At 22.2% G+C, this 12,355-nt stretch carries 8 protein-coding genes; all 8 read left to right on the top strand.

All coding sequences use genetic code 11. From position 1 onward, the window contains the following. The first annotated feature begins 73 nt into the window (after window positions 1-73). The 8 genes from lysS to dnaX all read left to right on the top strand — a co-directional run bounded on the left by lysS (window position 74) and on the right by dnaX (window position 12,275). Window positions 74-1,561 (top strand): lysine--tRNA ligase, encoded by a 1,488-nt coding sequence (gene lysS, locus LFWB_RS02780; protein ID WP_210954558.1) that lies wholly within the window; start codon window positions 74-76, stop codon window positions 1,559-1,561. A gap of 31 nt (window positions 1,562-1,592) precedes the next feature. Beyond that, window positions 1,593-4,289, top strand: coding sequence for a PHP domain-containing protein (locus LFWB_RS02785; protein ID WP_210954559.1), 2,697 nt, complete (start codon window positions 1,593-1,595; stop codon window positions 4,287-4,289). Window positions 4,290-4,346: 57 nt separating this feature from the next. Continuing rightward, on the top strand, window positions 4,347-4,793 hold the full coding sequence (locus LFWB_RS02790) for a hypothetical protein (RefSeq protein ID WP_210954560.1): 447 nt from the start codon (window positions 4,347-4,349) through the stop codon (window positions 4,791-4,793). A gap of 64 nt (window positions 4,794-4,857) precedes the next feature. After that, window positions 4,858-5,460 carry a hypothetical protein gene (locus LFWB_RS02795; protein WP_210954561.1) on the top strand — a complete coding sequence of 201 codons (603 nt, stop codon included), beginning with the start codon at window positions 4,858-4,860 and terminating at the stop codon, window positions 5,458-5,460. Between the two features lie 377 nt (window positions 5,461-5,837). Then, window positions 5,838-7,529 (top strand): DEAD/DEAH box helicase, encoded by a 1,692-nt coding sequence (locus LFWB_RS02800; RefSeq protein ID WP_210954562.1) that lies wholly within the window; start codon window positions 5,838-5,840, stop codon window positions 7,527-7,529. A 145-nt stretch (window positions 7,530-7,674) separates the two neighbouring features. Continuing rightward, window positions 7,675-9,060 carry a TldD/PmbA family protein gene (locus LFWB_RS02805; protein ID WP_210954563.1) on the top strand — a complete coding sequence of 462 codons (1,386 nt, stop codon included), beginning with the start codon at window positions 7,675-7,677 and terminating at the stop codon, window positions 9,058-9,060. After that, on the top strand, window positions 9,060-10,391 hold the full coding sequence (locus LFWB_RS02810; protein WP_210954564.1) for a TldD/PmbA family protein: 1,332 nt from the start codon (window positions 9,060-9,062) through the stop codon (window positions 10,389-10,391). The genes LFWB_RS02805 and LFWB_RS02810 overlap by 1 nt, the downstream gene beginning before the upstream one ends. A gap of 117 nt (window positions 10,392-10,508) precedes the next feature. Continuing rightward, a complete protein-coding gene (gene dnaX / locus LFWB_RS02815) occupies window positions 10,509-12,275 on the top strand; it encodes a DNA polymerase III subunit gamma/tau (protein ID WP_210954565.1) in 1,767 nt (588 codons plus the stop codon). Window positions 12,276-12,355 lie beyond the last annotated feature (80 nt).

Below are 12,355 nucleotides of genomic sequence, written 5' to 3' on the forward strand. Positions count from 1 at the left end.
AATAATTTTTTTCAAAAAATAAAATTATATATTTTTAATTATAGATAAAAAAAGGTTTATAAATTTTGATTATATGACTGTAAATAAACTAATAGAACAATCCATCATTAGAATTAAAAAAATAGAAGAATTAAAAAAATTAAACATTCAACCTTTTAGTAATTATTTTTTTCCTAATGATAATGCTAAAAATATTATTGATAAGTATCAAAATTATAGTTTTGAAGAATTAGATAAAGATAAAATTAATGTTTCTATCGCTGGCAGAATTATCACCAACAGATCACAAGGTAAAGCAGGTTTTTTTAATTTGCAAGATTTTGATCATTCGATTCAAATATATATCAATAAAAAAAATATTTCTGAAAAAGAATTCACAGTTTATAAATATGCTGATTTAGGTGATATCGTAGGTATCACTGGTCAATTATTCAAAACTAAAACGAATACATTAACTGTTAGAGCTTTTAAATTTATTCATTTAAGCAAAAGTTTAATGCCTTTGCCTGATAAATATAAAGGTTTGAAAGAAAAAGAATATATTAGAAAAAAAAGATATATAGATCTTATTGTTAATCCTCAAACTAGAAAAAAATTTCTTACTCGTAGTTTAATTATCAAAAATATTAGAAATTTTTTTAATAACAAAGGATTTTTAGAAGTAGAAACTCCTATTTTAAATTTTTTTTCAAACGGTGCTTCTGCTAAACCTTTTATAACTCATTATAACGCTTTAAAATCTGATTTTTATTTAAGAATAGCAACAGAAATTCCATTAAAGAAATTAATTATAGGTGGTATGAAAGCTGTTTATGAAATAGGTCGTATTTTTCGTAACGAAGGTATCGACGCAACTCATAATCCAGAATTTACAACAATAGAAGCTTATTTAGCTTATGCTAATGTTAAAGATATGATGGAATTAACTGAAAATTTTTTTAAAGAAATAACTTTGAAAATTTTAGGTAATTTAGAATTTGAATATCAAGAACATTTGATTAATTTTAATCATTTTTATAAATATGATATGTTAGAAATTATTAAAGAAAAAATAGATATTGATTTTCGCAAAAAAACAACTTTAGAGGAATGTTTTAAAATCGCCAAAGAGCATAATGTTCCAGTTGAATCTTTTTATACAAAAGGACATATTATATCTTCTTTTTTTGATAAATTCGTAGAACCTACTTTAATTCAACCTACTTTTATTTATAATTATCCTTACGAAATTAGCCCTTTAGCTAATAAAAAGATCGATGATGAAAATTTTGTTGATAGATTTGAGTTATTTATCGCAGGCAAAGAATTCGTTAATGCTTTTAGTGAATTAAACGATCCGATAGAGCAAAAAAAACGTTTTAAAGAACAATTATTGCAAAAAAAATTAGGAAATGAAGAAGCAGAAACGCTTGATTCAGATTTTATTGAAGCTTTGGAATACGGTATGCCTCCTACTGGCGGTTTAGGAATTGGTATAGATCGATTATGTATGCTTCTGACTAACACTTCTAATATTAAAGATGTTATTTTATTTCCTCATTTTGTTAATAATAAAAAATAAAATATAATAATTTTGTATTAGAGGTTAAAAAGTGGAAGATATAAAAGGTATTTTTTATTTTCAAAGTCATTATAGCATTATGGAAAGTATCCCATCTATAGAAGATTTGGTTATAAAAGCTAAAAAAAATAATTATGATTTCGTAGCTTTGAGTGATAATCAAAATTTATACGGAATGTTAGAATTTATTTTTCTTTGCCAAAAAAATAAAATAAAACCTATTTTAGGTATGCAGGTGTTTTTATCTTTAAAAAATATTATTTCTCCAGATAAAAAAATTAGCTTTTGCGTTTACGCTTTAAATGATTTAGGTATAAATAATTTAATTAAAATATCTAATTTAGCTAAAACACAAAAAAGAGATATTCTTTTAGAAGAATTATGCGATTTAAAAGAAGGTCTTTTTTTTGTTTTATCAAATATAGATTTTTTATTTTGCGATTTATTTAAAAAAGAATGGGTAGAAGTTATTTTTGAAAAATTAAAAAAAACTTTTCATTTGTTTTTTTTTGGTTTGTCTTTGCAATCGGAATATTTAGAAATGTTCGCGAATACTTATTGTTTCGATATAATTAAAAAATTAAAAATTTTAATAGTTAAGGTTCATCAAACTAGTTTTTTGGAACCTAGTCAAAAAAAAGCGCATCAATTATTATTAAAGTTATTTCATTCTGAAAAAGCTAAAAAATATAATGAAATGTTTTTTTTATTTTTAGATTTGAAAGAGATCGAAAATAAATATAATTCGCATTATAAAAATTATTCTCATTTGTTTTTAAATTTAAAGGAATTTATTCCTCAAATCGAATATAAACAAATTTTCCCTTCAGATTTGAAATTGCCTGTTTATAAACAATCTCTTGAAAAAACATCTTTTGATTATTTAAAAAAAATATCATTAGACGCTTTAAAAGAAAAAGTTTTAGATTCTTCTCCGGAATTTACTTTTTATTTAAAAAGATTGAACAAAGAATTGAAAATTATTAAAGATATGAATTTTGAAGATTATTTTTTAATTGTTCATGATTTAGTTAATTTTTCAAAAAATAAAAATATTTTGGTTGGCCCCGGAAGAGGTTCTGCAGCTGGTTCGTTAGTTTGTTTTTGTTTAGGGATTACAGAATCAGATCCTTTGAAATATGATCTTTTATTCGAAAGGTTTTTGAACCCTAAAAGAAATAAAAAACCAGATATTGATTTAGATTTTCCAGATGATAAATTATCTATTGTTTTGGAATATATTTATCAAAAATATGGAGAAAATTATACAGCTAACATAAATACTTTTTCTACTTTAAGTGCTAAAACTTTTGCTAAAAACACTAATTATATTGATTATCAAAAATCGTATCCAAATACAACAATTAAAAACAATGAATTGAATTTAATAATTAACGAATTGGAAGGGATGCCGCAATTCACAAGAAATCATCCTTCAGGCGTTGTTATAAGTAATAAAGATTTATTTCAATTTATTCCTCTTCAAACGAATGAAAATAGTAATCATCCTTTTAAATACCAGACGCAATTAGAATCTAAATATTTAGAAAAAATAGGATTGATTAAAATTGATTTATTAAGTTTAAAAAGTTTATCTTTTGTTGCTAAAATTTTAGAAGAGATTAATAAAAATAGAGAAATTAAATTAAATTGGTTTCAAATTTCTTTAGATGATTTTAATTCTTATCAATTATTAAAAAAAGCAGATACAGAGTATATTTTTCAGTTGGAATCTGATATGGCTAAAACAATTTTACAAAAAACAGATCCGAAACATTTTGAAGATTTAGTAGCTGTTTTAGCTTTGAATAGACCGGGCCAAATACATTATATAAGTGATTATTGTCGCAATAAAAAACAAAAAAAAAATTATTTAATTGAACCAGATTTAGAACTATGCATAGGACATATTTTGAGAAATACACAAGGTCTTATTCTTTATCAAGAACAAATTATGGAAATAGTTGTTCATGTAGCTGGTTATGATTTAGGCGAATCAGAAATTTTTATGAAATATATTTTAAACAAAGATAAAAATAATATTTCAGAAGATTTTATGAAAAAAAATTTTTTAATTCGTGCTAATCGAAATGGTCATTCTAAAGAAATGGCTTTGAAAATTTATAACTATATTTTAAAATTTTCTAATTATAGTTTTAATAAAAGTCATAGTGTTTCTTATTCTTTAATTAGTTATCGTATGGCTTTTTTAAAAGCAAATTATTTTTTACCTTTTATGAAAGTTATTTTAGATGGGTGTCAAAAAAATACCTCAGAAACAAGTAAAATTTTAAGAAAAATAAAAGAAAAAAATATAATTAAAATTTTATATCCTAATATTTTTACAAGTAGTCTTCGATATCAATTATCAAAAACAAAAATTTTATTACCTTTGACTTCAATTATAAATGTTAGCGAATCGATAGCTTTTTTTATAATAAAAGAAAGAGAAAAAAAAATATTTTTAGATTTTTATGATTTTAAGAAAAGATGTTTCCCTGTTTTAAATAATAATTTATTAAAAGATTTGGTTTTGGCAGGTGTTTTTGAAGATTTTCATTTAAATAAAAATACTTTATTGAATGAATGTCATTTAGAAACTTTAGAACATGAACAATATTTGCAACCTTTTAAAAAAAAAGTTTTATTAGAAGAATTACCAGATTCAATTTTGAAACAAGAAGTTATTCGTGTTTTCGGTTTTGATTTAAATTCTTTATCCGTTTAAGTTATTTTTTTATTTTATAGTTTACGTAATTTTAATTATAAAAAGGAAATATATTTTGTGAAATTTTATGAAAATTTGAATAAATCATTTTTATATTTTAAAGAAAAAATTTGGTCAAAGTGTACAGTAAAAAATAGATATTTTGTTTTCGGTGTTATTTCATTCAGTATCATTTTATGTTTAATTATTTTAAATTCTCATTTAGGTAAAGAGAGAAAATTTTATAGCGAAGGTTTAATTGAATTTAAGGATATTTTAAATTCTCAATTTATTAAAGAAAAACATACCGACATAGAAGAAGACATTACTATAGTAGGTATTAAATCTATGTTAATAGGGATTATTGTTTTTGTTAATTTATTAGGGTTTAAAAAAGGTTTTTCCGGCGTTAGTTTAGGTACTTTTGTAGGAGCAGTCATAGGGGTTTGGATTTTTATATTATTTCCTCCTCTTATTTATTGTTTAGAATTTGTTTTTTACAAATTATTTCATTCAACAAGTTAAAATTAAATATATTGTTATTTTAAAAAAAAACATTAATAATTTATTATTGTTTGAGGTTTGAGCGATGACAAAAAATTTTTTACAAAAAAATGTAATTATTTCTCTTTTGGTAGGTTTGATCATTTTATTGGATTTTGTTTGGAGTTTTGTTTTTTTACAATTTTCTTCTTTCATTTCATTTGTAAAATTACCTTTAATAATTATATTTATAAGCGGTTTTTTGTTAGGGTTCAAAAGTACTTTTGTTATTTGTGTTTTTTATAATATTTGGCATATTTTCAGAAGCTTTATGAAAATAACGATTTATTACGGAAGTTTTGAATTAACTAATAATGAAATTATTTTGTCACTTTTATTAGATTATATATTCCCTGATTTGATCATGAGTATTTCAGGTTTGTTTTTTGTTTCTGAAAAAAAAACATTAGATAATAAAAAAATTTTTTTTATTTTATTTATCATTATTTTTTTAAGACATTTTTCTTTTTATTTTTCTAGTTGTTGGATTTACGCTCCTAAGATGATAAAACAAATCAATGAAAAAAATGTTTATATTTGGTCTTTTTGGTATAATTTGGCTAAATTTTTTTTAAATTTTATTTTTAGTTTTTTTATTATTTTTTATTTAAAAAATAAATTAAAAAATTTACCAGAAATAAATAAATAAATAAATAAATTTTTATTTTTTTTGTTGATTGTTTATTTTTTAAAAAAATAAACAATTTTTTTATTTTTATAAGAATTTTTTTTATTTTTTATTGTTTTTTTTATTATTAATAACGGAATTAATATAAAATTTTTATTTTTTATAGATTAAATAATGTATAATAAATTGAGATATTTTTTCTTAGAAATATAATATTTAATAGATTTATTATTTATATTTAATTTTATAAATAAACATCTTTTGAACTGAAATTTATTTTTATAAATCGTTTAATTATTTTGTTTCTAATTTGATAAACAAAAAGATAATTTTTGTATTAATATCCTAACAATTAGATAAATATTTTTAATTTTAACAAATATAAAGGAAAATATAAAATGAGTATTTTATTTAAAGATTTAAATTTATCAAAACAAACTGAAAAAGTTTTGTCAGAATTAAAGTTTGAAAAACCAACTCCGATCCAAGCTTTAGTTATTCCAGAAATTATTAACGGTTATGATGTTATAGCTCAATCTCAAACAGGGACAGGTAAAACTTTTTCTTTTGGGATTCCTATTATCGAAAATATAGATTGTAAATCTTCCAAAATACAATCTTTAATTTTGTGCCCAACAAGAGAATTAGCTTCACAAGTTTTTTTAGAAATTAAAAAATTATTAAGATTTAATTTTGAAATCAGAACAATAGTTATTTATGGCGGCGAATCTTATACTAAACAATTTAAAGAATTAGATACTAAACCTCATATTGTTATTGCTACACCTGGAAGAACAATAGATTTATTGGAAAGAAAAAAAATAGATCTATCATCGGTTAAAATTTTAACTTTAGATGAAGCTGATGAAATGTTAAAGATGGGTTTTCAAGATGACTTAGAGAGAATTTTATCCAAAGTTCATTCACAAAGACAAACAATTTTATTTTCTGCTACAATTTCTCCTACTATTATTCAAATTGCTTCAAAATATCAAAAAGAACCTAAAATTTTAAAAGTAAAACAAGATACTCTCGCTGTAAAATCAATTAAACAATTTTATTTTATTGTTAAAGAATTTGATAAAAATAAACTTTTAGTACGTCTTTTAGATTATAAGAACCCAGAATCTGTTATTATTTTTGCCAATACTAAAAGAGATGTAGATAATATTTTTAATTATTTACAAGAAAAAGGTTTTTTAGTAGATGCTATTCATGGAGATTTAAAACAAAATCAAAGAAAATTCGTCATGAATAATTTTAGACAAAAAAATATTAAAATTTTAGTCGCTACTGATGTTGCCGCTAGAGGAATAGATATTTCAGATATTAAAATGGTTATTAATTATGAATTGCCTTACGAAGATGAAGTTTATATCCATAGAATAGGTAGAACAGGAAGAGCGGGAAAAACAGGAACAGCTTATAGTTTTATCAGTATAAAAAAAATGGGCCAATTTAAAAGATTAGAAAAATATTTAAAAGAAAAAGTAACTTATTTAAATATTCCTTCTGTTGAAGACATCACAAAAGAACAAAATAAATTTTGGAAAGATAAAATTTTTAATTTAATTAATGAAAATAAAGATAAAAATGAACCTTTGCATCCTTTAGTTGATGTTTTATTAGATAAAATAGATCATAAAATAATTATTTCTACTTTTATAAATCATTTCGCTCTTATGAATAAAAAATACGAACCTATTATTGAACCGAAAGTTTTACAGAGAAATCTAAATACTCGTTATAATAGATTCGATAACAAAAATACGAATAATTATAATAATACTTTTAATAAATATAATAATAAAAATTACAATAATAATACTTTTAATAAATATAATGATAATTATAATTCTCAAAATATGTCAGAATTTATTATCAATTTAGGAAAATCAGATGGCATCAATCCTTCTTTATTGTTAAGGTTATTAAAGGATAAATTTAACATTTATGGTAAAAATATCGGCAATATAAAACATTTTTATGATAGAACTGTTTTTGAAATAGTTGATAGTTTTATTAATAAATTATTATTACCAAAAAATGTTTATTACGAAAATAAACTTTTAAAAATTGAACCTAAATAAAATTGAATTAGATTCAATATATAAAACTTTATTGTATTGAATAATAAAATTGATATTTAGTTCAATTTTTTTATTTTTAAGTTTTATTTTTATAAATGATATAATAATTTATCATTTTTGGAAAAAATATCAAGAGAGTGTTTTTATGTTAACTAAAAATGAAATCCAAGATATTTTAAAAAAAGGATTGAATAAAGGTTTTGATTTTGTTGAATTATTTTTCGAAAATCAAAAAAAAAATTATTTAAAAGTTATCGATGAAGAATTTACAAATTTTAATACAAAACATATTTTTGGCGTCGGTATACGTTTATTAAAGGGTTCAGATGAAATTTATATTTACACTAATAAAGTGGATTATACAAATATTTTGAATTTAATCGAAGAACAACAAAATGTTTGTTCTGAAAAAGATATTGTGGAATCAGTTTATTTAGGAGAATCAAAAGAAGCAAAAAGTAATATATTGATCCCTTTTGATAGTTGGACAGTTGATAAAAAGATTGATAAATTATTAAAATTATCTAAAATTATTAAAGAATATGATTCTAAAATAATAAAAAGTATAGCTACTTTAGAAACAAAAGAACAAAACGTTTTAATCGCTAATTCAAAAGGGATATATCAAAAAGATATACGTAATTATATTAATTGTTCTATGTTCGCTGTTGCGAAAGAAAAAGATAATATGGAAGATTTTTATAATAACGAAGGTCGCACTTCTACTGGTTTAGAAATTTTTGATATTATCGAGTTCGAAACTAAAGCACGAACAATAGCTAAAAAAGCAGTTATGTTGTTAGATGCTGAATTAATCAAACCTCAAACTATGACTGTAGTTCTTAATAAAGGTTTAGGAGGGGTTATTTTTCATGAAGCTTGTGGTCATTCTTTAGAAGCTACCGCTATCGCCAGAAACCTTTCCCCTTTTTGTGGTAAAATAAATCAAAAGATAGCTTCTGATATTGTAACTGCTTATGATGATGGAACAATTGATAATAGTTGGGGAAAATTAAACTTTGATGATGAAGGAAATCCAACTCAAAAAAATCTTTTAATCCAGAACGGAATATTAAAAAATTATTTAATAGATTATCGTAATAGTTTAAAAATGAAAATGAAACCAACAGGTTCCGCTCGAAGAGAATCTTATAAATTTTCTCCTACTTCTAGAATGAATTCTACTTATATCGCAGCTGGCAAATGCAGCCCTGAAGAAATTATTAAAGATACTAAATATGGTCTTTATGCTGAAGTTTTAGGTGGTGGCACAGTTATGACGACAACAGGAGAATTTAATTTTATGATGAAATCTGGTTATTTAATTGAAAATGGCGAATTAACTAAATTAGTTAAAGGTATGATGTTGATTGGAAAAGGGCAAGATGTTTTGTTAAATATAGATCGTGTCGGAAATGATTTAGCTTTAAGTCAAGGTTATTGTGGTTCTGTTTCTGGTTATGTACCTGTAGATTTAGGTCAACCAACTATCCGAGTTAAAAATATAGTTATAGGAGGAAACAAGAAATAATGAAAACTGATATAAATTATAAAAAATATTTCCAAATAGCTTTAAAAAAAGGTTTTACTTCGTTAGAACTTATGATTAACGAAAATCAATCTATGTATATCAGTTTAGAAGATAACCGAATTAACGAAAATGTTAAAAGTGATATTTGTACTTTAGTCATTACAGGATTATATAAAAATAAAAAATCTTCTTTATATTTAGAAACAATAAACGAAGATGAAATAGAAGATATTTTAGAATTATTAAAAAATCAAATATCAGTTTTAAATTTAAAAGAAAAAGATACTATTTTTAAAGGTTCTGATTCTTATCCTGAAGTTAAAGAATCTAATTTTAATTTTTCTTCGATAAATATTGAAAAAAAATATGATTTATTATTTAAATTAGAAAAAGAATTATCAAATAAAAGTGTTTTTTTAAATAAAATAGATTCTATAACTTATCAAGAAAGTTATTTCAAGAAAAGATTAATCAATTCAGAAGGTTTAAATTTAGAAGAAAAAGGTAGCTTCGCTAGAATTTATGTAGATTGCGTTTTTCAAAAAAATGATGAAAAAGAAGTAGTTTCCCAAAGTGAAGCAGTATGTAATTTTTGTGATTTTGATATTCTTAAATTATCTAAAAAAGTTATAGATTTAGGAGAAAAAAAAATAGGTGGGCGATCTGTTGAATCTAAGAATTATCCTACTGTTTTTTCTAACAAAATTTTTGCTAAACTCTTAGAACAATTTAGTAGTGTTTTTAGCGGAATGAGTGCTTATCGAAATTTAACTCGATTAAAAGATAAAGAAGGGCAAAAAATAGCTTCTTCTAAAGTAACTATTATTGATGATCCTTTAACTTCTAAAAGTTTTTTTCAATATAAATTTGATGACGAAGGTGTAGCTTGTTATTCAAAAAAAATTATTGAAAAAGGAGTTTTCAAACAATTTATTTATGATTTAAAAACTTCTTTAATTTTCAATACCGAACCTACAGGGAACAGTTTCAGCAATTCTATTTCTATGACTAATTGTTATTTACAAAAAGGTTCTGTCAGTTTCGAAGATATGATTAGCACTATCGATGAAGGAATTTATATTGATTTTGTTATGGGTTTGCATGCAGGAATTAACGAAGTTAGTGGCGATTTTAGTCTTCAAGCAGGCGGATTTAAAATAGAAAAGGGTAAAATAACTACTCCGGTAAAAATGATTATTATTTCTGGTAATTTTTTTAATATTTTATTAGATTTAAAAGAAATTTCCGATGATTTATCTTTTCATAATACATCTTCTTTTGGAAGTCCTAGTGTTTATGCGGGTGATTTAGTTATCGCAGGAAATAAATAACTTTTATTTTATAAAATACAAATGTTTAAATTTAAAAATATTACAAAATTATAATTATTTTTCTAAATTTAAATTATTTTTTTTAATATTTTTTTTACGAAAGACTAATTATAAAATATGACTTATATAACTTTATATCGCAAATATAGACCCAAACAATTTAAAGATGTAGTTGGGCAAAAAGTCATTATAAAAACTTTAATTAACGCTATTAAATATCAAAAATTACATCATTGTTATTTGTTTAGCGGTGATAAAGGTGTAGGAAAAACAACTTTAGCTCAGATTTTTTCAAAAGCTATTAATTGTTCTCGTTTTGATGAAAATGGTGATTGTTGTCAAAGGCAAGAAAGCGATTGTTGTTCTATTTGTTACAATATTGAACAAAAAAAAACTTTAGATATTATAGAGATCGATGGCGCTTCTTATAGTGGTGTAGACGAAATTAGAGAATTAAAAGAAAAATTAGTTTATAAACCGAATTTATTGAAATATAAAATATATATTATTGACGAGATTCACGTTTTGTCTCCGAATGCTTTTAATTCTTTATTAAAAGTTTTGGAAGATCCTCCTTCTGATGTTATTTTTATTTTTATTACTAGTGAATTTCATAAAATTCCTAAAAATTTTTTTTCTCGCACTCAATATTTTTATTTAAGTAATATTTCTGAAGAAGATATTAGAAAAAAATTAAAATATATTTCTGAAGAAGAAAATATTGTTATTTCTGATAAATCTTTACAAAAAATTGCTTTTTATGCTAATGGAAGTTTAAGAGAACCTTTGAATTTACTAGATCAAGTTAATTCTTATAGTAACGGTCAAGTTAATGAAGAAGATATTAATGAGATATTAAAAATAATTCCTGAAGATAAAATAAAAGAACTTTTTAAATTTTTATTTCAAAAAGATGTTAGCAAATTTATTTCTTTTTTAGAAGGTATTTTGTTTTTTGAATTAAATTTCACAATTTTTTTAAATGATGTAATATATTTTTTGCAAAAAAAAATGATCAAAAATTCAAAAAAAGATATTCAATGTTTTGATGCTTGGGATAAATTAAATATTCCTCAGAAAGAAAATGTTTTTGAAAAATTATTTGAATTGATTGAAAAAGTTAAATTCTCTAAAGATAAACGTAAAACATTAATTATTGGTTTTATTTTTATTTACGAAACCTTGAATAAAGAATGTTCGAATATTATCATTAATAATGATGTTTTTAATAAAAAAAATAATAAAGAATTTAATGAAAATTTAAAAAAAGATAGTTTTGATATCAAACACAATGATAATACTTTTAATAAAAAAAATAATAAAGAATTTGATATCAAAACTAATCATTTATATAATAAAACAGTAGAAAATAAAAAAAAATTAACTTTTAGAGAAGATTTTTTAAATAATATTTTGAATGTTTTGATTTTTAGTAATAATTCTAAAAAAGAATTCATCCAAAAAGGATGGCCGACATTAAAAAAATATCGAATTAATGAATTAGAGAAAACAGCTAGATTATTATACAATTCTAAATTGCTTTTAGTCAACGATAATAAAGAAGTTCTTTTTTCTTGCAGAGATGATATAGATTATAGAAGATTTTTAGATGATAACGTTAGAAAAGAAATAAAACAAATTTTAAACACTAAAAAAAAAATAATTAATGAATATTTTGTAGTCTTGGAAGATGATTGGAAAGAATTTATTGAACCTATTTTTTTAAAATTTTTAGAAACCAAGAACGAAAAAGATTTGGATTTTTCTAATTTTGAAATTGATTTTTATGAAACAAATTCAGTTTTGAATATAAAACGAAATAAACCTTATGTTGTTAAATTGGCAATAGATTTATTTGGTAAAAAAAAAGTAAAAGTTGTTTAAAATTGTTTATTTAGAAAAATATTATATATCGATATTTTTAATAAATTGATTTAAATTTAAAAAATATGAAAAAATAGATA

It is taken from the genome of Candidatus Phytoplasma luffae (genome assembly GCF_018024475.1).
Lineage (GTDB): Bacteria > Bacillota_I > Bacilli_A > Acholeplasmatales > Acholeplasmataceae > Phytoplasma > Phytoplasma luffae.

What these genes read in the sequence shown, in the direction of transcription:
- lysS (WP_210954558.1), top strand. Translation starts at nt 74, where the DNA reads ATGACTGTAAATAAACTAATAGAACAATCCATCATTAGAATTAAAAAA.
- LFWB_RS02810 (WP_210954564.1), top strand. Translation starts at nt 9,060, where the DNA reads ATGAAAACTGATATAAATTATAAAAAATATTTCCAAATAGCTTTAAAA.
- LFWB_RS02800 (WP_210954562.1), top strand. Translation starts at nt 5,838, where the DNA reads ATGAGTATTTTATTTAAAGATTTAAATTTATCAAAACAAACTGAAAAA.
- LFWB_RS02805 (WP_210954563.1), top strand. Translation starts at nt 7,675, where the DNA reads ATGTTAACTAAAAATGAAATCCAAGATATTTTAAAAAAAGGATTGAAT.
- dnaX (WP_210954565.1), top strand. Translation starts at nt 10,509, where the DNA reads ATGACTTATATAACTTTATATCGCAAATATAGACCCAAACAATTTAAA.
- LFWB_RS02795 (WP_210954561.1), top strand. Translation starts at nt 4,858, where the DNA reads ATGACAAAAAATTTTTTACAAAAAAATGTAATTATTTCTCTTTTGGTA.